The organism is Burkholderia stabilis, from assembly GCF_001742165.1.
Taxonomy (GTDB): Bacteria; Pseudomonadota; Gammaproteobacteria; order Burkholderiales; family Burkholderiaceae; genus Burkholderia; species Burkholderia stabilis.
Genome location: NZ_CP016442.1, coordinates 2,184,342 through 2,204,534 on the forward strand (window position 1 = coordinate 2,184,342; position 20,193 = coordinate 2,204,534).

The 20,193-nt window shown below is 69.1% G+C and carries 14 protein-coding genes; 9 read left to right on the plus strand and 5 right to left on the minus strand.

Going from position 1 to position 20,193, the window contains the following annotated elements; translation table 11 throughout:
• The first annotated feature begins 52 nt into the window (after nucleotides 1–52).
• Together putA and BBJ41_RS10140 are read left to right on the plus strand one after the other, a co-directional pair.
• Nucleotides 53–3,985 (plus strand): trifunctional transcriptional regulator/proline dehydrogenase/L-glutamate gamma-semialdehyde dehydrogenase, encoded by a 3,933-nt coding sequence (putA, locus tag BBJ41_RS10135; RefSeq protein WP_069746386.1) that lies wholly within the window; start codon nucleotides 53–55, stop codon nucleotides 3,983–3,985.
• Nucleotides 3,986–4,069: 84 nt separating this feature from the next.
• Complete coding sequence (locus tag BBJ41_RS10140) at nucleotides 4,070–5,209, plus strand: branched-chain amino acid ABC transporter substrate-binding protein (RefSeq protein WP_069746387.1); 1,140 nt, start codon at nucleotides 4,070–4,072, stop codon at nucleotides 5,207–5,209.
• Nucleotides 5,210–5,317: 108 nt separating this feature from the next.
• Here the strand turns inward: BBJ41_RS10140 and BBJ41_RS10145 are convergent, their stop codons facing one another.
• Entirely contained in the window at nucleotides 5,318–6,826 is a 1,509-nt protein-coding gene (locus tag BBJ41_RS10145; RefSeq protein WP_069746388.1) for a class I adenylate-forming enzyme family protein, read from the minus strand.
• A 39-nt stretch (nucleotides 6,827–6,865) separates the two neighbouring features.
• Nucleotides 6,866–8,518, minus strand: coding sequence for an acyl-CoA dehydrogenase family protein (locus tag BBJ41_RS10150; RefSeq protein ID WP_069746389.1), 1,653 nt, complete (start codon nucleotides 8,516–8,518; stop codon nucleotides 6,866–6,868).
• Nucleotides 8,519–8,637: 119 nt separating this feature from the next.
• On the opposite strand from BBJ41_RS10150, the gene BBJ41_RS10155 reads away from it, so the two are divergent.
• From BBJ41_RS10155 to BBJ41_RS10170, 4 genes are all read left to right on the plus strand, one after another.
• Nucleotides 8,638–9,306, plus strand: a complete 669-nt coding sequence (locus BBJ41_RS10155) for a TetR/AcrR family transcriptional regulator (RefSeq protein ID WP_069746390.1) — start codon at nucleotides 8,638–8,640, stop codon at nucleotides 9,304–9,306.
• A 211-nt stretch (nucleotides 9,307–9,517) separates the two neighbouring features.
• Nucleotides 9,518–10,672, plus strand: coding sequence for a pyridoxal phosphate-dependent aminotransferase (locus tag BBJ41_RS10160; RefSeq protein WP_069746391.1), 1,155 nt, complete (start codon nucleotides 9,518–9,520; stop codon nucleotides 10,670–10,672).
• Between the two features lie 50 nt (nucleotides 10,673–10,722).
• On the plus strand, nucleotides 10,723–11,511 hold the full coding sequence (locus BBJ41_RS10165) for an ABC transporter substrate-binding protein (protein ID WP_069746392.1): 789 nt from the start codon (nucleotides 10,723–10,725) through the stop codon (nucleotides 11,509–11,511).
• 12 nt (nucleotides 11,512–11,523) lie between these two features.
• Nucleotides 11,524–12,954 (plus strand): FAD-binding oxidoreductase, encoded by a 1,431-nt coding sequence (locus tag BBJ41_RS10170; protein WP_069746393.1) that lies wholly within the window; start codon nucleotides 11,524–11,526, stop codon nucleotides 12,952–12,954.
• A 45-nt stretch (nucleotides 12,955–12,999) separates the two neighbouring features.
• Here BBJ41_RS10170 and BBJ41_RS10175 read toward each other — a convergent pair whose 3' ends face one another.
• Nucleotides 13,000–13,572, minus strand: a complete 573-nt coding sequence (locus BBJ41_RS10175; RefSeq protein WP_069746394.1) for a PadR family transcriptional regulator — start codon at nucleotides 13,570–13,572, stop codon at nucleotides 13,000–13,002.
• Nucleotides 13,573–13,640: 68 nt separating this feature from the next.
• Nucleotides 13,641–14,072, minus strand: a complete 432-nt coding sequence (gene cadR / locus BBJ41_RS10180; protein ID WP_069746395.1) for a Cd(II)/Pb(II)-responsive transcriptional regulator — start codon at nucleotides 14,070–14,072, stop codon at nucleotides 13,641–13,643.
• Between the two features lie 91 nt (nucleotides 14,073–14,163).
• Here cadR and BBJ41_RS10185 point away from each other — a divergent pair, with 91 nt between their 5' ends.
• Together BBJ41_RS10185 and BBJ41_RS10190 are read left to right on the plus strand one after the other, a co-directional pair.
• Entirely contained in the window at nucleotides 14,164–16,749 is a 2,586-nt protein-coding gene (locus BBJ41_RS10185) for a heavy metal translocating P-type ATPase (protein ID WP_069746396.1), read from the plus strand.
• 10 nt (nucleotides 16,750–16,759) lie between these two features.
• A complete protein-coding gene (locus BBJ41_RS10190; protein WP_069746397.1) occupies nucleotides 16,760–17,131 on the plus strand; it encodes a zinc ribbon domain-containing protein in 372 nt (123 codons plus the stop codon).
• A gap of 325 nt (nucleotides 17,132–17,456) precedes the next feature.
• Here the strand turns inward: BBJ41_RS10190 and BBJ41_RS10195 are convergent, their stop codons facing one another.
• Nucleotides 17,457–18,335: an AraC family transcriptional regulator gene (locus BBJ41_RS10195; RefSeq protein ID WP_069746398.1), complete on the minus strand. Its 879-nt coding sequence runs from the start codon at nucleotides 18,333–18,335 to the stop codon at nucleotides 17,457–17,459.
• A 287-nt stretch (nucleotides 18,336–18,622) separates the two neighbouring features.
• Between BBJ41_RS10195 and BBJ41_RS10200 the strand changes: the two genes are divergently transcribed.
• Entirely contained in the window at nucleotides 18,623–20,086 is a 1,464-nt protein-coding gene (locus BBJ41_RS10200) for a mechanosensitive ion channel (RefSeq protein ID WP_069746399.1), read from the plus strand.
• The last annotated feature ends 107 nt before the right edge of the window (nucleotides 20,087–20,193 follow it).

The following is a 20,193-nucleotide window of genomic DNA, read 5'->3' on the forward strand; positions in this document are numbered from 1 at the left end:
GCGCATCCTCTTACACCACATTGCCGGGCTCGCACCGGCGCACGAACCCACCATGGCAAGCACGACTCTCGGCGTCAAAGTCGACGACCTTCTCCGCTCGCGCCTCAAGGACGCCGCCGCGCGTCTCGAGCGCACTCCCCATTGGCTGATCAAGCAGGCGATCTTCGCGTATCTCGAGCGGATCGAGCACGGCCAGCTGCCGCCCGAGCTGTCGGGCCACAGCGGCGTCACGGAGCTCGCCGACGGCCAGGCCGCGGACGGCGACGACGACAACTCGCCGCATCCGTTCCTCGAGTTCGCGCAGAACGTGCAGCCGCAATCGGTGCTGCGCGCGGCGATCACGGCCGCGTACCGCCGCCCCGAGCCGGAATGCGTGCCGTTCCTGCTCGGGCAGGCGCGCCTGCCCGCGAACCTGCAGGCGGACGTGCAGGCGCTCGCGACGAAGCTCGTCGAGGCGCTGCGCGAGAAGAGCTCGGGCGGTGGCGTCGAAGGGCTGATCCACGAGTTCTCGCTGTCGAGCCAGGAAGGCGTCGCGCTGATGTGTCTGGCCGAAGCGCTGCTGCGCATTCCCGATCGCGCGACGCGCGATGCGCTGATCCGCGACAAGATTAGCAAGGGCGACTGGCGCTCGCACGTCGGCCACGCGCCGTCGCTGTTCGTGAACGCGGCGACCTGGGGGCTGATGATCACCGGCAAGCTCGTGACGACCAACAGCGAAGCGGGCCTGTCGTCGGCGCTCACGCGCCTGATCGGCCGCGGCGGCGAGCCGCTGATCCGCAAGGGCGTCGACATGGCGATGCGCCTGATGGGCGAGCAGTTCGTCACCGGCGAGACGATCTCCGAAGCGCTGGCCAACAGCCGCAAGTACGAAGCGCGCGGCTTCCGCTACTCGTACGACATGCTCGGCGAAGCGGCGACGACCGAAGAGGACGCGCAGCGCTATTACGCGTCGTACGAACAGGCGATCCACGCGATCGGCAAGGCGGCCGGCGGCCGCGGCATCTACGAAGGCCCGGGCATCTCGATCAAGCTGTCGGCGCTGCACGCGCGCTACTCGCGCTCGCAGCAGGATCGCACGATGAGCGAACTGCTGCCGCGCGTGCGCGCACTCGCGCTGCTCGCGCGCCGCTACGACATCGGCCTGAACATCGACGCGGAAGAAGCCGACCGCCTCGAGCTGTCGCTCGACCTGCTCGAAGCGCTCTGCTTCGACCCGGATCTCGCGGGCTGGAACGGCATCGGCTTCGTCGTGCAGGGCTACCAGAAGCGCTGTCCGTTCGTGATCGACTACCTGATCGATCTCGCGCGCCGCAGCCGTCACCGCCTGATGATCCGCCTCGTGAAGGGCGCGTACTGGGATACCGAGATCAAGCGTGCGCAGGTGGACGGCCTCGAAGGCTATCCGGTCTATACGCGCAAGATCTACACGGACGTCTCGTACCTCGCGTGCGCGAAGAAGCTGCTCGCGGCGCCGGACGCCGTCTACCCGCAGTTCGCGACGCACAACGCGCACACGCTGGCCGCGATCTACCAGCTCGCGGGCCAGAACTACTACCCGGGCCAGTACGAATTCCAGTGCCTGCACGGGATGGGCGAGCCGCTGTACGAGGAAGTCACCGGCCGCGACAAGCTGAACCGTCCGTGCCGCGTGTACGCGCCGGTCGGCACGCACGAGACGCTGCTCGCGTACCTGGTGCGCCGCCTGCTGGAAAACGGCGCGAACACGTCGTTCGTGAACCGCATCGCCGACAAGGCCGTGCCGGTGAAGGAGCTGGTCGCCGATCCGGTCGACGAAGCGTCGAAGGTCGTGCCGCTCGGCGCGCCGCACGCGAAGATCCCGCTGCCGCGCAACCTGTACGGTGACGAGCGCCCCAACTCGATGGGCCTCGACCTGTCGAACGAACACCGTCTCGCGTCGCTGTCGTCCGCGCTGCTCGCGAGCGCGCATTTCCCGTGGCGCGCGGCGCCGATGCTTGCCGACGACGCGCTCGCCGACGCGCCGGCCCGCGACGTACGCAACCCGGCCGACCAGCGCGATACGGTCGGCACGGTCAGCGAAGCGACGGCCGAACACGTGAGCGCGGCGCTTGCGCACGCGGTGGCCGCCGCGCCGATCTGGCAGGCGACGCCGGTCGACGCGCGCGCCGATTGCCTGGTGCGCGCAGCCGACCTGCTCGAAGCGCAGATGCACACGCTGATGGGCCTGATCGTGCGCGAAGCCGGCAAGTCGCTGCCGAACGCGATCGCCGAGATCCGCGAAGCGGTCGACTTTCTGCGTTACTACGCCGCGCAGATCCGCGACGAATTCTCGAACGACACGCACCGTCCGCTCGGCCCCGTGGTCTGCATCAGCCCGTGGAACTTCCCGCTCGCGATCTTCATGGGCCAGGTGGCGGCGGCGCTCGCAGCCGGCAACACGGTGCTCGCGAAGCCGGCCGAACAGACGCCGCTGATCGCCGCGCAGGCCGTGCGCCTGCTGCGTGAGGCCGGCGTGCCGGCCGGCGCGGTGCAACTGCTGCCGGGCGACGGCGAGACCGTCGGCGCGGCGCTGGTCGCCGATCCGCGCACGCGCGCGGTGATGTTCACCGGCTCGACCGAAGTCGCGCGCCTGATCAACAAGACGCTCGCCGCGCGCCTCGACCCGGACGGCAAGCCGATCCCGCTGATCGCGGAAACGGGCGGCCAGAACGCGATGATCGTCGACTCGTCGGCGCTCGCGGAGCAGGTCGTCGCGGACGTGATGCAGTCGTCGTTCGACTCGGCCGGTCAACGGTGTTCGGCGCTGCGCGTTCTGTGTCTGCAGGACGACGTCGCGGATCGCACGCTGACGATGCTCAAGGGCGCGATGCACGAGCTGGCGCTCGGCAACCCCGACCGGCTGTCGACGGACGTCGGCCCGGTGATCGACGGCGAAGCGAAGAGCACGATCGACACGCACGTCGCGGCAATGAAGGAGAAAGGCCACGCGGTCACGCAACTGCCGGCGCCCGATGCGTGCACGAACGGCACGTTCGTGCCGCCGACGCTGATCGAGATCGGCAGCATCGACGAGCTGAAGCGTGAAGTGTTCGGCCCCGTGCTGCACGTCGTGCGCTATCGCCGCAACCAGCTCGACAAGCTGCTCGAGCAGATCCGCGCGACCGGCTACGGCCTGACGCTCGGCATCCACACGCGGATCGACGAGACGATCGCACACGTGATCTCGAACGCGCACGTGGGCAACATCTACGTGAACCGCAACGTGATCGGCGCGGTGGTCGGCGTGCAGCCGTTCGGCGGCGAAGGGCTGTCGGGCACGGGCCCGAAGGCCGGCGGCGCGCTGTACCTGCAGCGCCTGCTCGCGACGCGTCCGTCGGGCCTGCCGCGCTCGCTCGCGCAGGCGCTGATGGCGGACGGCGCGGTCGAAGGCGATGCGCGCGGCAACCCGGCGGCGGCGCTCACGACGCTGCGCGACTGGCTGATCGAGCAGCGCGAACCGGCGCTGGCCGCGCGTTGCGACGGTTATCTCGCGCAGGTGCCGGCCGGCGCGACCGCGGTGCTGACCGGCCCGACGGGCGAGCGAAACACGTATACACTCGGCCCGCGCGGCACGGTGCTGTGTGTCGCGGCGACGCCGTCCGGCGCGCGCGCGCAGTTCGCGGCGGTGCTGGCGACCGGTAACCGCGCGTTGTTCGCCGGCGCGGCCGGCGAGGCGCTCGTCGTCGCGCTGCCGGCGTCGCTGAAGGCGCACGCGGCCGTGCGCAAGCAGGCCGACGCGGCGTTCGACGCGGTGCTGTTCGAAGGCGACAGCGACGAACTGCAGACGCTCGTGAAGGACGTCGCGCAGCGCCCGGGCCCGATCGTGTCGGTGCAGGGCGTGTCGGTGGGCGCGTTCGAGAACGGCGACGCGGAGGATTACGCGCTCGAACGGCTGTTGACGGAGCGCTCGGTGAGCGTGAACACGGCTGCGGCGGGCGGCAATGCGAATTTGATGACGATCGGCTGATCATCCTTGCCGTTCGGATCAAACAAAGGAAGCGGCAAGGCGATCCCGAAGCCGCTCCATTTACCCTGGTACCAAGGAGATGCTATGCAACACACGATGAAAAAGCTGGCAGGCGCGACGTTCGTCGCGGTCATGTCGCTGGCGGGGACGGCCCATGCGGATGACGTGAAGATCGGTTACGCAGGGCCGATGACGGGCGCGCAGGCGCACTACGGCAAGGATATGCAGAACGGGATCGTGCTCGCGCTGGAAGATTTCAACGCGACGGGCCCGAAGATCGGCGGCAAGCCGGTGAAGTTCGTGCTCGACACGCAGGACGACCAGGCTGACCCGCGCACGGGCACGACGGTGGCGCAGAAGCTCGTCGACGACGGCATCAAGGGCATGCTCGGCCACTTCAACTCGGGCACGACGATTCCCGCCTCGCGCATCTACGCGAACGCGGGCATTCCGCAGATCGCGATGGCGACGGCGCCGGAATACACGCAGCAGGGTTACAAGACGACCTTCCGCATGATGACGTCCGACACGCAGCAGGGCTCGGTGGCGGGCACGTTCGCGTCGAAGGATCTCGGCATGAAGAAGATCGCGATCGTCGACGACCGCACGGCTTACGGCCAGGGTCTCGCCGACCAGTTCGAGAAGGCCGCGAAGGCCGGCGGCGCGACGATCGTCGACCGCGAATTCACGAACGACAAGGCGGTCGACTTCAAGGCGATCCTGACGAAGCTGAAGGCGGCGAAGCCGGATCTCGTCTACTACGGCGGCGCGGATTCGCAGGCAGCGCCGATGGTCAAGCAGATGAAGACGCTCGGCATCCCGGCACCGCTGATGAGCGGCGAAATGGTGAAGACGCCGACGTTCCTGAAGATCGCGGGCAACGCGTCGGAAGGCACGATCGCTTCGCTGGCAGGTCTCCCGCTCGAAGAGATGCCCGGCGGCAAGACCTACGCCGACAAGTACAAGAAGCGCTTCGGCGAAGAAGTGCAGACGTACTCGCCGTATGCGTACGACGGCGCGATGGCGATGCTCAACGCGATGAAGAAGGCCGATTCGACCGACCCGGCGAAGTACCTGCCGCTGCTCGCGAAGAGCGACATGGCGGGTGTCACGTCGACGCACGTCGCGTATGACGCGAAGGGCGACCTGAAGAACGGCGGCATCACGATGTACAAGGTCGAGAAGGGCGAGTGGAAGCCGCTGAAGAGCATCGGCGGCAAGTAAGCAGCATGCGGATCGCGGGCGTCGGCGCACGTCGCCGCCCGCTCGATCATGCGAAAAAGCCACCGGGCCGTCGGGCCCGGTGGCTTTTTTTATCGGCGCGGGCAGGCGCTACTCGCCGCGCACGCGCAGCAGGAATTTCTGCAGCTTGCCCGTCGGCGTGCGCGGCAGCGCCTGCGCGAACGTGAACTCGCGCGGAATCTTGTACGCGGCGAGCCGCTCGCCGCAGAACGCGCGCAACGCGTCCGCATCGGTCGCCGCACCCGCGCGCATCACGACGTGCGCGACGACCGTCTCGCCCCAGTCGGGATGCGGGATGCCGACCACGGCCGCCTCGGCGATGTCCGGGTGCGCGCCGAGCACGTCCTCGACTTCCTTCGAATAGACGTTCTCGCCGCCGGTCACGATCATGTCCTTCAGCCGGTCGACGATGAACAGGTAGCCATCCTGATCGATTCGCGCGATGTCGCCGGTGCGATACCAGCCGTCCGGCGCGAACGCGGCGCGCGTCGCGGCCGCGTCGTCGAGATAGCCGAGCATCATGCTGTCGGCCTTCAGCCAGATCTCGCCGGCCTCGCCCGGCCGCGCATCGATACTGTCCATCCGCACGACGCGCAGGTCGACGCCCGGGCCACCCTGGCGGCCGATCGAACCGGCCTTCGCGACCTGCTCGTCCGGATACAGCGTCGTGCCGGCCGGGCCCGTTTCCGTCATCCCGTACACCTGGAAGAACGCGTCGGTGCGATACGCGCGCGCGAGCCGCTCGGCCTGCGCGGCGCCGATCGGGCCGCCGCCGTACAGCCACGCGCGCACGCTCGACAGGTCGAACGCCGCGAAGCCGTCGATCGTGTCGAGCGGCAGCGTGTACGACACCGGCGCACCGAAATACAGCGTCACGCGCTCGCGCTCGATGGTCTGCAGGAACCGCAGCGGATGGTATTCGCGCAGCAGCACGACGGTGCCGCCCGCGTACAGCGTGCCGCCGAACCAGTTGTTCAGCGGCGACGAATGCCAGATCGGCATCGCCATCAGCGTGCGCTCGTTGCGGCCGATGCCGGTCGCGAGCGCCGCCGCCATCGCCGCGAACGTCACGGTGCGGTGGCTGTGCACGCAGCCTTTCGGGCGGCCGGTCGTGCCGGACGTGTAGAGGATCTGCGCGATATCGCCGTCGGCCGGCTCGATGCCCGCGACGCCGTCCATTGCCGCGCACATCGTGTCGAAGCGCGGCACGCCGTCGAGCTCGCCTTCGGTCACGAGCCGCCGCGCGGGATGCACGATCCGTTCGAGCACCGGCGCGAGCGTCACGTCGAACAGGATCGCCTTGCTGCGGCTGTGTTCGAGCACGTAGTCGACTTCCGGTGCCTGCAGCTTGTGGTTGATCGGCACGAACACCGCGCCGAGCCGCCACGCGCCGAACATCAGGTCGACGAACGCGGGCGTGTTGAAGCACATCGCCGCGACACGATCGCCGGCGCCGACGCCGAGCGCGCTCAGCACGGCCGCCGCGCGGTGCGAGCGCTCGCGCGCGTCGGCATAGGTGATCGTCGCGTATTCGTTGACGAGGAACGGCTTGTCGGGCGTCGCGCGGGCGGCGCGGTCGAGGGCGGCGACGAGGTTCATCAGGGCTCCGGGCGGGGCGAACGAAGGCGGGCGAGAAAGTCAGGCCGGGTACGCGCGCTGCAGCAGCGCGGCGACGTCGATCGCGTGCGGATCGAAACCGCCCGCGATACGGCCCCAGTCGGGCGCCGCGAGCCGCGTCGCGACGAATGCGTCGGCGACGGCCGTTGGCGCATCGCGGCGCAGCAGGCACGCCTGCGCGACGAGCGCGAGCCGCTGCGCGAACACGCGGGCCGACGCCTCGAGCGTGTCGGCCGGCGCGGCGAGCATCGCGCGCAGCGTATCGAGCGCCGCAAGGATGCGCGGTTCGCCCGCGCCGAGGTCGGCCAGTTCGGCGAACAGCGCGGCGGCCGCGTCGGGCTCGCGCGACACCGCGCGCAGCACGTCGAGGCACATCACGTTGCCAGAGCCTTCCCAGATCGAATTGACGGGCGCCTCGCGGAACAGCCGCGCGATCGGGCCGTCGTCGACGTAGCCGTTGCCGCCGAACACTTCCATCACTTCGCCGGTCAGCTCGACCGCGCGCTTGCAGACCCAGAATTTCGCGGCGGGCGTGACGATGCGCTTCCACGCGCGTTCGCGCGGCGAGTCGTCGCGCTCGAACGCATCGGCGAGGCGCATCGCGAGCACGAGCGCGGCCTCGCTTTCGAGCGCGAGATCGGCGAGCACGGTGCGCATCAGCGGCTGCTCGGCGAGCGCGCGGCCGAACGCATGGCGCTGGCGCGCGTACGCGATCGCCTGCACGACACCCTGGCGCAGCATCGCCGCGCTGCCGAGCACGCAGTTCAGCCGCGTATAGGTGGCCATCTCGATGATGGTCGGAATGCCGCGGCCTTCGTCGCCGAGCATGATCCCCCATGCGTCGTTCAGCTCGATTTCGCTGCTGGAATTGCTGCGGTTGCCGACCTTGTTCTTCAGCCGCTGGAGCTCGACCGCGTTCTTCGTGCCGTCCGGCCGCCAGCGCGGCACGTAGAAACACGACGGGCTGCCGCCTTCGGTGTGCGCGACGACGAGGTGCGCGTCGCACATCGGCGCGGAGAAGAACCACTTGTGGCCGCGCAGCCGGTATTCGCCGCCGCGTCCGCCCGCGCCGACGGCCGTCGCGAGCGTCGTGTTCGCGCGCACGTCGGAGCCGCCCTGTTTCTCGGTCATCCCCATGCCGAACCAGATCGCGCGCTTGTCGGCGATCGGCACGTCGCGCGGATCGTAGTCGTCGCTGTAGAGCTTGTCGCGCAGCAGGTCCCACAGCGCGGGCTCTTTCTGCAGCACGGGGATCGCGGCCTGCGTCATCGTCGCCGGGCACAGCGTGCCGGCCTCGATCTGGCCGTGCAGGTAGAAGCCGGCCGCGGTCGCGGCCCAGCGGCCGCGGCGCGAATCGCGGAACGCGAGCGACACGAAACCTTCGTGGCGGTACTGGCCGAGCAACGCGTGCCACGCCGGGTGGAAATCGACGCGGTCGATGCGCCGGCCGCGCCGGTCGAACGTGTTCAGCTCCGGCGTGTGTCGGTTCGCTTCGTCGGCGAGTTGCGCGGTGTCGGCGCTGCCGAGCCGCGCGCCGTACGCGTCGAGCTGCGGCATCGCCCAATCGGCGCCCGCGCGGGCAAGCGCCTCGCGCAGCGCGACGTCGGTCGCGAAGAGGTTATAGTCGACCAGTTCGTCGAACTGGTTCGTGACGTCGTGAGTCGATTCGGTCATCAAGCGTGTCTCCGGTCTCATGCTTCGCGGGCGGCCGGCGTCGTGCAACACGGGTGGCGCTGCGGCGCTGATTCCGGCCCCCGGTAAACGCGTTCCCTGCTGAATTCAGAGTAGCAAATATGCCGCCGCGACATGTTCAGGTTCCGGCGCCGCCCGGCCAGCCGGCGGCGCAACCCGCGCCCGCATTGCGCCGCCGGCCGCGCCAGCAGCGCGCGCAGGCGAGCTCCGACGCGCTCCAGCAGGCGTTCGTTCAGCTTTTGCTCGAGCGCGGCTACGCGAAAGCGACGATCCGCGAGATCGCGGCCGTCGCGGGCGTGAGCATCGGCACCTTCTACGAGTATTTCGGCGATAAGCAGAGCCTCGCGGCGCTCTGCATCCACCGCCGCGTGCTGGCGATGGCCGACCGGCTGCGCGATGTGGCCGGGCGCCTGCGCGGCGCGCCGCGGGCCGAACTCGCGGCGGCGCTCGTCGACGTACAGGTCGACGCGATCGCCGCCGACGCCGCGCTGTGGAGCGCATTCTTCACGCTGGAGCGGCAGGTGTCGCCGCTCGCCGCGTACCGCCGGCATTACGACGCGTATGTCGCGCTGTGGCGCGACGCGCTCGCGCAGGCGGCCGACCCGCCGCCGGCCGCGCGGCTCGACGGGCTCGCGCGGATGGCGCACACGGTCTGCTACGGCGGCCTCTCGCAGGCGTTGCTGACGCTCGGGCCCGCGCTCGATTTCGCCGCGTTGCGCGGTGAGCTGCGCGCCGTGCTGCTCGCGTACCTGGCGGCGGCGGGCGTCTAGCATTCCGTAGGGGAAATGCCTGATACGCATATCGGGCCCGCAGGCTCGCCTTGCCGCTGCGCGCTTCTCACCGGCAGCCATGAGAAAAATGCATGGCCGCCATGACGAACTTTCGTTTGTCCGTCGATATTGGCTGGGGCTAAATCATGCGGCAGGTGCAGGGCTGCGTGTATCGCGCGGGCCGGCGCCACGGACATCAGAAGGAGGAGTCATGCGAAGCGCCACCGCGCCCCGTTCGAAACTGCCCGACGTCGGGACGACGATCTTCACCGTCATCGGCCAGCTGGCCGCGCAGCACGATGCGCTGAACCTGTCGCAGGGCGCGCCGAATTTCGCGCCCGATCCGGCGCTCGTCGAAGGCGTCGCGCGGGCGATGCGCGACGGGCACAACCAGTACGCGCCGATGGCCGGGCTCGCGTCGCTGCGCGAGCGGCTCGCCGAGAAGACCGAGGCGCTGTACGGCACGCGCTACGACCCGGCTACCGAGATCACGGTGATCGCGAGCGCGAGCGAAGGGCTCTACGCGGCGATCAGCGCGCTCGTGCATCCGGGCGACGAGGTGATCTATTTCGAGCCGTCATTCGACAGCTATGCGCCGATCGTGCGGATGCAGGGCGCGACGCCCGTCGCGGTCAAGTTGTCGCCCGAACATTTCCGCGTGAACTGGGACGAGGTGGCCGCGGCGATCACGCCGCGCACGCGGATGATCATCGTGAACACGCCGCACAACCCGACCGCGACCGTGTTCTCGGCCGACGATCTCGAACGGCTCGCGCAGCTCACGCGCGGCACCGACATCGTGGTGCTGTCCGACGAGGTGTACGAGCACGTCGTGTTCGACGGCGCGCAGCACCAGAGCATGGCGCGCCACCGCGAGCTGGCCGAGCGCAGCGTGATCGTGTCGTCGTTCGGCAAGTCGTTCCACGTGACGGGCTGGCGGGTCGGCCATTGCCTCGCGCCGGCCGAATTGATGGACGAGATCCGCAAGGTGCACCAGTTCATGGTGTTCGCGGCCGACACGCCGATGCAGGTCGCGTTCGCGGAGATTCTCGCGCGGCCGGACAGCTATCTCGGCCTGTCGGCGTTCTACCAGGCCAAGCGCGACCTGCTCGCGCGCGAGCTGGCCGATTCGCGCTTCGAGCTGCTGCCGAGCGAAGGCTCGTTCTTCATGCTCGCGCGCTTCCGGCACTTCTCGGACGAAAGCGACAGCGATTTCGTGCTGCGCCTGATCCGCGACGCGCGCGTCGCGACGATTCCGCTGTCGGCGTTCTATACCGACGGCACCGATGCCGGCGTGATCCGGCTCAGTTTCTCGAAGGACGACGCGACGCTGGTCGAAGGCGCGCGGCGGCTGCGTTCGCTGTAAGCGGTAACCGGCGACGGGGACGTCGCATCGACCAGACACAGGAGATCACGATGAAGCACCCGGCAACCCTGAAACTCGCATTCGCACTCGCGTGCGCCATTGGCTCCGGCGCGGCGCTCGCCGATGCGCAGACGCTGCGCTTCGGCCTCGAGGCGCAATACCCGCCGTTCGAATCGAAAGCGCCGAACGGCGACTTGCAGGGCTTCGACATCGACGTCGGCAATGCCGTCTGCCAGACGGCAAAGCTGTCGTGCAAATGGGTCGAGACGTCGTTCGACGGCCTGATTCCCGCGCTGAAGGGCCGCAAGTTCGACGCGATCAACTCGGCGATGAACGCGACCGAGCAGCGTCGCCAAGCGATCGACTTCACGACGATCATCTATCGCGTGCCGACCCAGCTGATCGCGCGCACCGGCAGCGGCCTGCTGCCGACGCCCGAATCGCTGAAGGGCAAGCGCGTCGGCGTGCTGCAGGCGTCGATCCAGGAAACCTTCGCGAAGGCGCACTGGGAGCCGGCCGGCGTCGCGATCGTCGCGTACCAGGACCAGAACCAGGCGTATGCCGATCTCGTGTCGGGCCGCCTCGACGCGACGCTCGTGCTCGCGCCGTCCGGCCAGCGCGGCTTCCTGTCGCGTCCGGACAGCAAGGGCTTCTCGTTCGTCGGCCAGCCGGTGCACGACGACAAGATCCTCGGCAGCGGCATCGCATTCGGCCTGCGCAAGGGCGACGACGCGCTGAAGACGAAGCTCGACGCCGCGATCGACAAGCTGAAGGCCGACGGCACGGTGAAGACGCTCGGCCGCAAGTATTTCGGCGATATCGACATCTCGACGAAGTAAGCGGGTCGCGCGATGCAGACCCGGGATACCGCCGCGCCGAGCGGCGAACAGGGCGACGCGCCGCTCGCGGGCGACGCGCTCGAAACCGTGCTCCTCGCCGAACTGGGCGAGGCACTCGTCACGCGTTCGGCCGACATCGATCCGCGTTACTTCACTGCGTACAACGAACCGGCCGGCGTACGGCCCCGTGCGCTGGTGCGCCCGCGCAGCGTTGACGACGTGTCGCGCACGCTCGCGCTGTGTGCGCGGCTCGGCCAGCCGGTCGTGCCGCAAGGCGGGCTGACGGGGCTCGCGCGCGGCGCGGTCGCGCTCGGCGGCGAAGTGGTGCTGTCGATGGAACGCTTCGCGGGCATCGAAGCGCTCGACGCGGCGGCCGGCACGATGACCGTGCGCGCGGGCACGCCGTTGCAGACGGTGCAGGAAGCCGCGGAGGCGGCGGGCTTCACGTTCGGCGTCGATCTCGGCGCGCGCGGCTCGTGCCAGATCGGCGGGATGCTCGCGACGAATGCGGGCGGCACGCGCGCGATCCGCTACGGGATGATGCGTGAACAGGTGCTCGGGCTCGAGGCCGTGCTCGCGGACGGCACGGTCGTGTCGTCGATGAACCGGATGCTGAAGAACAACGCGGGTTACGACCTGAAGCAGCTGTTCATCGGCAGCGAGGGCACGCTCGGCGTCGTCACGCGCGCCGTGCTGCGGCTGCATCCGTTGCTCGCCGTGCCGGCCACGGCGCTCTGCCGCGTGCGCGATTACGACGCGGTGCTCGGATTGTGGAACCGCGTGCGCACGCTGCCGGAGGTCGTCAGCTTCGAGGCGATGTGGCCGGCGTTCTACGACTACGTCGCGCGTCATACGCCGGGCGTCATTGCGCCGTTCGCAGGCGACGGCGGTTTCGCGGTGCTGATCGAGTGCGCGACGAGCGCGCCTGGCGGCGACGCGCACGAGGCGCTGGAAACCGGCCTCGCGGCGGGCATCGACGCGGGGCTCGTGGACGACGCCGTGCTCGCGACGTCGGAGCGGCAGGCGCGCGATTTGTGGACGCTGCGCGAAGGCCTCGCGATCGATGCGCTGCCGCATCTCGTCAACTTCGACGTGAGCCTGCCGACCGGCGAACTCGGAGCGTTCGCCGAACGCTGCGAGGCGGCGCTGCGCGCGCGCTGGCCGGATGTCGTGTGCCTGTTCTTCGGCCATGTCGGCGACGGCAACGTGCATATCGGCGTATCGCTTGCCGGGATGACCGACGCGGATGCCGACGCGCTCGATCACTGCGTGTACGCCGTGGTGCGGGACATGGGCGGCTCGGTCTCGGCCGAGCACGGGATCGGCGCGCTCAAGCGGCCTTATCTCGCGCACACGCGCAGCGACGCGGAAATCGGGCTGATGCGACGCCTGAAGGCCGCGCTCGACCCGCGCGGCATCCTGAATCCCGGCAAGGTGCTTTGATCGCGGCGATGCCCGCTGCTGGCGGGCGTCGGCGTTCGTTGCGCGTCAGCCGTCCACCCAGCGCAGCGCGCCGATCTTCAGGTGTTCGACGACGCTGCGCGCCCAGTCGAGCTCCGCATTGAGCAGCACGAGCGCATGCTCGTTCTGCAGCAGGAACAGGCGCGGCACCTGTTCGGCCTGCGCGGTGTTGCGCAGCGCTTCCAGACGCTCGCGCTCGGCGTCGAGCCGCGCGATGCGAAGTTCGAGCTGGTGCCGCGCATCTTCCGCATCCAGCAGCGGCAGGAAAGCGAGGCCGGCGCCGAATGCCGGGAATTCGCGCGCGGGCTCCGCGAGCAGCGCATGCAGCCACGTCTGGCCGGCCGTGTGCCCGGCCTCGGTCAGCGCATAGAGCGTGCGCTCCGGAAACGCGCCGTCGCGCTCGGTGTCGTGCACGGCGATCAGCCCGTCGCGCAGCAGCCGGTCGATCGTCTGGTAGAGGCTCGTGCGCTGCCGCACGTTGACGACTTCGTCATACCCGCGCGCCTTCAGTTGTTGCAGCATCCCGTACGGATGCATCGGCGCTTCGGTGAGCGTCGCGAGGACCGCGAGCGCAAGCGGGGACGGGCGACTCGTAGACATGAATAGTTATGATGTATCTAGTAAGAATATGACTATTCTCAACCAGACTATCTTATTTCACAAGGGTGTCAGCCGAGGTGCGAGCGCTTCGCGGCCGGCGCGACGGTTTCCATCGTCGCGAGACCATGCACGATTCCGCAATCCTCGACCGAATGCTCGCCGACGCACTGGCGGCGCAATTCGATGAGCTGGTCGCGCAGATGCGTGAGTTCGGCGAGGCGCGCGTCGACGTGCCCGATGTGTTCGTCGAGCAGCGAATTGATCGAATCGCAGCGGTCGGCCGGCGTGTCGGTGAGCTGCAGCAGCGCGCGGATCTCGTCGTGCGCCATGTCGAGCGCGCGACAGTTGCGGATGAAACGCAGCCGTTCGACGTGCACGTCGGTGTAGTTGCGGTAGTTGGCGTCGGTGCGTTCCGCATCCGGCATCAGACCCTCCTTCTCGTAGAAGCGGATCGTTTCGGGCGTGCAGCGGGCCGCTTTGGCCAGTTCGCCGATCTTCATGTCTTTCTCCCGTGTAAGGGTTGACCTTGTAGTGGCTTCAGGGTGTTAACTGTACTCCGTCAAGCCATTGAAAGCCATTGAGGAGGTTGTCATGACCGACGCCCAGCGTACCCACGACCCACGACACCGTCATGCCGGCGGCGCCGATACGTGCTGCGCCGACGCGCGCGACACGCAGGCGGCGACCGTTGCCGACGCGGCGCCGGCGGCCGGCGAGCGCGCGCACGGCGAGGCCGCAGCACACGATCACGTCCATGACCACGGCGGCCACGATCACGACCATGCGCACGGTGATGCGCATCGGCACGGCGCCGCGTGTTCGCATGGCCACGCCGCACACGGCGATGCGGGTCACGATCATGCGCACGGCGCCGCACATGTACACGGCGCCGCGTGCTCGTCCGATCACGCGGCGCACGACCATGCCGGTCACGACCACGACCACGACCACGACCACGACCACGCGGCCGGCGACTGCTGCGCGCCTGCCGCGCTGACGCTCGCGCCGCTGCCGGCCGCGCAGGCGACCGCGTCGGGCCACGTTCGCTCCGCGTTCCGGATCATGCAGATGGATTGCCCGACCGAGGAAACGCTGATCCGCAAGAAGCTCGGCGGGATGAGCGAAGTGTCGGCGCTCGAATTCAACCTGATGCAGCGGATGCTGACGGTCGACCACGTGCCGGGCGCACAGCCGGCGATCGAAGGCGCGATCCGCACGCTCGGGATGACGCCGGAGGCCGCATCGGCCGGCGCGCCGGCGTCGCGCGTCGCGCCGCCGCCCGCGAAGCCGTGGTGGCCGCTGGCGCTGGCCGGCGTCGCCGCGATCGCATCCGAGGGCGCGACCTGGGCCGGCCTGCCCGTGTGGCTCGCGGCGGCGCTCGCGCTCGTCGCGGTGCTCGCGTGCGGGCTCACCACGTACAAGAAGGGCTGGATCGCGATTCGCAACGGCAACCTGAACATCAACGCGCTGATGAGCATCGCGGTCACGGGCGCGATGGCGATCGGCCAGTGGCCCGAAGCCGCGATGGTGATGGTGCTGTTCACGATCGCCGAACTGATCGAGGCGAAGTCGCTCGACCGCGCGCGCAATGCGATCCAGGGGCTGATGCAGCTCGCGCCGGACACCGCGACCGTGCAGGACGCGGACGGTTCGTGGCGCACGATCGAGGCCGCGCAGGTCGCGCTCGGCGCGGTGGTGCGCGTGAAGCCGGGCGAGCGGATCGGGCTGGACGGCGAAGTCGTCGCGGGCCGCTCGACGGTCAACCAGGCGCCGATCACCGGCGAAAGCCTGCCGGTCGAGAAGACCACCGGCGACGCCGTGTATGCGGGCACGATCAACGAATCAGGTTCGTTCGAATACCGCGTGACGGCCGTTGCCGCCAACTCGACGCTCGCACGGATCATCCATGCGGTCGAGGAAGCGCAGGGCGCGAAGGCGCCGACGCAGCGTTTCGTCGACCAGTTCGCACGCGTCTATACGCCGATCGTGTTCGCGGTCGCGCTGCTGGTCGCGGTGGTGCCGCCGCTCGTCATGGGCGGCGCGTGGCAGGACTGGATCTACCGCGCGCTGGTGCTGCTCGTGATCGCCTGCCCGTGCGCGCTGGTGATCTCGACGCCGGTGACGATCGTGTCGGGGCTCGCAGCCGCGGCGCGGCGCGGGATTCTCGTGAAGGGCGGCGTATATCTTGAAGAAGGGCGCAAGCTCGCGTGGCTCGCGCTCGACAAGACCGGCACGATCACGCACGGCAAGCCGGTGCAGACGGACTTCGACGTGCATGCGTCCGGCGCTGACGCCGAACGGGTCCGCCATCTCGGCGCGAGCCTGGCCGCGCGCTCGGATCACCCGGTGTCGCAGGCGATCGCGGCCGCGGCGCGCGAGGCCGGCACGGCGGCGTTCGCCGATGTGCAGGATTTCGAAGCAATCGTCGGGCGCGGCGTGCGCGGCACGATCGACGGCGCGCGCTACTGGCTCGGCAACCACCGGCTCGTCGAGGAGCTCGAGCGCTGCTCGGCGGCGCTCGAAGCGAAGCTCGACGCGCTCGAGCGGCAGGGCAAGAGCGTCGTGGTACTGGTCGACGACGCACGCGTGCTCGGCATCTTTGCGGTGGCCGACACGATCAAGGACACGAGCCGCGAAGCGATCGCCGATCTGCATGCGCTCGGCATCCGCACCGCGATGCTGACGGGCGACAACCCGCACACCGCGCAGGCGATCGCGCAGCAGGCCGGCATCGACGATGCGCGCGGCAACCAGTTGCCCGAAGACAAGCTCGCGGCGGTCGAGGAGCTGTCGGCCGGCGGCGCGGGCGCGGTCGGGATGGTCGGCGACGGGATCAACGACGCCCCGGCGCTCGCGCGTGCCGACATCGGCTTCGCGATGGGCGCGATGGGTACCGACACGGCGATCGAGACGGCCGACGTCGCGCTGATGGACGACGACCTGCGCAAGATCCCCGCGTTCGTGCGGCTGTCGCGCGCGACGCACCGTGTGCTGGTGCAGAACATCAGCTTCGCGCTCGGCGTGAAGATCGTGTTCCTCGGCCTCACGGTCGCGGGGCTCGGCACGATGTGGATGGCGGTTTTCGCCGATGCGGGCGCGAGCCTGATCGTCGTCGGTAACGGCTTGCGGCTGCTGTCGTCCTCCGGGGCGTTCGGCGGCGCACAGGCCAAGCGTTGAGGAGCGGGCGATGAGCTTTCTGAAACGAATCCTGGGCGGCCACGGCGGTGGCCATGGGAGCGGGCACGGCAATGGTAACGGCGGCCACGGCGGCGGCCATCACGGCGGGCAGGGCCGGCAAGGGCATGGCGGCCACGATGCGCGCGGTCGCGATCGTGACGGCTGGGGCTGGCAGGCGCCGGCGGACAGCAACGGTGCGCAAGGCGGCAACGTGCCGCTGAGTCAGCTTGCGTGCGCGGGCTGCGGCGCGCTCAACGCGGCGGATGCGCGGTTCTGCACGCAGTGCGGCGCGGCGCAGCGCGGCAAGGCCTGCAGCCGCTGTCACGCGGCGCTGGCCGCCGACGCGCGCTTTTGCCCGGGGTGCGGGACGCAGGCCGGCTAGGCGCGACTGCCGGGCCAGCCTGCGCGGGGTCCCGCTGGGGATGCATGCATCCCCGCGCCCACAAGGGCCGGCAAGGGGACGCCCCGGCGCACGACGCACGACGCACCGATGCACCGATGCACCGATGCACCGACGCACCGATGTACCGACGCACCGACGCACCGATGTACCGATGTACCGATGTACCGATGTACCGATGTACCGACGTACCCACGTACCCACGTACCGACGTACCGACGTACCGACGTACCGACGCACCGACGCACCGACGCACCGATGTACCGATGTACCGACGTACCGATGCACCGACGCCCCGGCACGTGACTCAGCGCAGCGGCAGATGAATCTCGGTGCGCAGGTCGGCCGGCGCCGCGTCCATCGGCGTATTGAGGTACAGCTCGAACGGGGGCGCGTCGGCGGCTTCGCGGCCCGAGTGACGCAGCCAGTCGCCGTAAAGCCACTGGTAGGCCGCCTTCAGGTCCGCATACGGCCCCGTATGCAGCAGCACCGCGTATTCGCCGCCCGCTACCGTCGTGCGTTCGACGGGCGGCGCGGGCTCGGCGTCCGGTGCGCCGTCGGCCGGCATCAGGCATGCCTTCGCGCGCAGTTGCACTTCCGGCGTCGAATCCGGATCGTCGTAGAAAATCCCGATCATCTTCGCGCCCGGGCCGATCAGCCCGCGTTGCCCGGCCCACATGCCGATGCGCGCGAACGCGTCGCCGACCTTCAGGTACGCGCCGGTATGCGCCACCGCATAGCCGTGCAGTTCCGGCAGGCTCCGGATCTCGACTTCATGCTTGAACATGTCTTCCCCTCCTCGCTGTAGCGGATAAATCGGCCGGTGGGCGCCCGTGCGCCGGTGCTGCGCGGGCGACACGCCGTATGCGTCGCGAAACGCCCGTGCGAACGCGTGCGTCGAACCGTAGCCGGCGCGCCGCGCGATCTCGTCGAGCGGCCGTGCCGTGCACACGAGATCCTCGGATGCGCGCACGATCCGCATCCGCCGCACCGTCAGCACGATCGACTCGCCGTACAGCGCGCGATAGACGCGCTGCCAGTGATACGGCGACAGGCAGGCGATTTCGGCGAGCCGGTTCAGGTCGAGCGTGTCGTCGAGGTGCGTGCGGATATGGTCGTGGACGCGCGAAATGCGCGCCGCGTAGCGCAGCCACGCGGGCTTGTCGGTTTTCGTGTCGACTGTCATCGGCGTGTCCGGTCAGGAACCGACGCCACGGTAGCACGGCCCGAATGGACAAATCTTGCGGAAAACCGTAGCGGCCGGTGTCGTGGCCGATCAATCGGCCCCTTTTTATTTCGTCGAAATAGGGTCTTGCCCCGGCCGATCTACGACTAAAGTTAAAGACGGTGAAATCGGGTGAACGCGTCATTTTTCTCGGGTAAGTTGCTCGGGCGGCAACGCATGTTTTTCGGAGTACGCAGGTAGTTCGTCGATGTTCAATCGCAACGCCACGTTTTTCGGGAGAACAACACATGGATGCTTCCAGCTTCATCACGTCGCTGCAGACCACGCTAGGCGGGTATCTGCCAAAGATCGCCGGCGCGATCGGCATCCTGGTGATCGGCTGGCTGATCGCGGTGGTGGTGCGGGCCGGCGCGCTGCGCCTGCTCAACGCGCTGAAGGTCGATCAGCGGATCAACGAAAGCACCGGCCAGGGCGCATGCGTCGAGCGCATCGTCGCCGGCGGCCTGTTCTGGCTCGTGCTGCTCGTCACCGCGGTGGGCATCTTCAACGTGCTCAACCTGTACGCGGTCTCCAATCCGTTCTCGCTGCTCGTCACGCACATCGTCAACTACCTGCCGAACCTGATCGGCGGCGCGGCGCTGACGCTGATCGCGTGGCTGATCGCATCGCTGCTGCGCAGCCTCGCGAACCGCGCGCTGAAGGCCAGCAAGATCGACGACAAGCTGTCCGAAGGCGCGGGCATGCAGCCGATGAGCGGCTATCTCGGCGACGTGCTGTTCTGGCTCGTGATCCTGATGTTCCTGCCGGCGATCCTCGCGTCGTTTGCGCTGTCGGGCCTGTTGTCGCCGGTGCAGGGGATGGTCGACAAACTGCTCGCGATCGTGCCGAACCTGTTCGCGGCCGCGGTGATCGGCTTCGTCGGCTGGGTCGTCGCGCGCGTGCTGCGCGGCCTCGTGACGAACCTGCTCGTCGCCGCCGGCGCCGACCGCCTCACGCAGGGGCTCGACAGCCCGACGCCCGTGCGCGTGTCGAGCCTGGTCGGCACGATCGTCTACGTGTTCGTGTTCGTGCCGACGCTGATCTCCGCGCTCGACGCGCTGAAGATCGACGCGATCTCGGGCCCGGCGACCAACATGCTGAACCAGTTCCTCGGCGCGGTGCCGGACATCGTCGCGGCGATCGTGATCGTGCTCGTCACGTTCTACTTCGCGCGCTTCGTCGCATCGCTCGCGCAGAAGCTGCTGGAAGCCGCCGGCGCGGACGGGCTGCCGGCCGTGCTCGGCGTCGAGCGCGTGTTCTCGGGGATCCTGCAGCCGTCGGTGCTGGTGGGCCGGCTGATCGTGTTCTTCGCGATGCTGTTCGCGTCGGTCGAAGCCGCGAACCGGCTCGGCTTCTCGCAAGTGCGCGACGTCGTCACGCTGTTCATCGAATTCGGCGGCCACGTGCTGATGGGCGGCGTGATCCTCGTGATCGGCGTGTGGCTCGCGGGCCTCGCGCGCCGCGTGATCGAGCAGGCCGACCGCGAGCACAGCGTGCTGTTCGCGCGCATCGCGCAATTCGCGATCCTCGGCCTCGTGTTCGCGATGGGGCTGCGCGCGATGGGCATCGCGAACGAGATCGTCCAGCTCGCGTTCGGCCTCGTGCTCGGCGCGATCGCGGTGGCGGTCGCGCTGTCGTTCGGCCTCGGCGGCCGCGAGGCGGCCGGCAAGCTGCTCGACCGCTGGTTCAACCAGCGTAGCGGCGGCCAGTAACGCCAAGCGCGTACGTCCGTCCGGTCGCGTCGCGTGGCCGGACGGTACTGCACCCTCCATTACTGCATCTCGTGGCGCACGGACGACCCGCGGCAGCGCCCGCTCGG

What these genes read in the sequence shown, in the direction of transcription:
- putA (WP_069746386.1), top strand. Translation starts at nt 53, where the DNA reads ATGGCAAGCACGACTCTCGGCGTCAAAGTCGACGACCTTCTCCGCTCG.
- BBJ41_RS10140 (WP_069746387.1), top strand. Translation starts at nt 4,070, where the DNA reads ATGCAACACACGATGAAAAAGCTGGCAGGCGCGACGTTCGTCGCGGTC.
- BBJ41_RS10145 (WP_069746388.1), bottom strand. Translation starts at nt 6,826, where the DNA reads ATGAACCTCGTCGCCGCCCTCGACCGCGCCGCCCGCGCGACGCCCGAC.
- BBJ41_RS10150 (WP_069746389.1), bottom strand. Translation starts at nt 8,518, where the DNA reads ATGACCGAATCGACTCACGACGTCACGAACCAGTTCGACGAACTGGTC.
- BBJ41_RS10155 (WP_069746390.1), top strand. Translation starts at nt 8,638, where the DNA reads ATGCCGCCGCGACATGTTCAGGTTCCGGCGCCGCCCGGCCAGCCGGCG.
- BBJ41_RS10160 (WP_069746391.1), top strand. Translation starts at nt 9,518, where the DNA reads ATGCGAAGCGCCACCGCGCCCCGTTCGAAACTGCCCGACGTCGGGACG.
- BBJ41_RS10165 (WP_069746392.1), top strand. Translation starts at nt 10,723, where the DNA reads ATGAAGCACCCGGCAACCCTGAAACTCGCATTCGCACTCGCGTGCGCC.
- BBJ41_RS10170 (WP_069746393.1), top strand. Translation starts at nt 11,524, where the DNA reads ATGCAGACCCGGGATACCGCCGCGCCGAGCGGCGAACAGGGCGACGCG.
- BBJ41_RS10175 (WP_069746394.1), bottom strand. Translation starts at nt 13,572, where the DNA reads ATGTCTACGAGTCGCCCGTCCCCGCTTGCGCTCGCGGTCCTCGCGACG.
- cadR (WP_069746395.1), bottom strand. Translation starts at nt 14,072, where the DNA reads ATGAAGATCGGCGAACTGGCCAAAGCGGCCCGCTGCACGCCCGAAACG.
- BBJ41_RS10185 (WP_069746396.1), top strand. Translation starts at nt 14,164, where the DNA reads ATGACCGACGCCCAGCGTACCCACGACCCACGACACCGTCATGCCGGC.
- BBJ41_RS10190 (WP_069746397.1), top strand. Translation starts at nt 16,760, where the DNA reads ATGAGCTTTCTGAAACGAATCCTGGGCGGCCACGGCGGTGGCCATGGG.
- BBJ41_RS10195 (WP_069746398.1), bottom strand. Translation starts at nt 18,335, where the DNA reads ATGACAGTCGACACGAAAACCGACAAGCCCGCGTGGCTGCGCTACGCG.
- BBJ41_RS10200 (WP_069746399.1), top strand. Translation starts at nt 18,623, where the DNA reads ATGGATGCTTCCAGCTTCATCACGTCGCTGCAGACCACGCTAGGCGGG.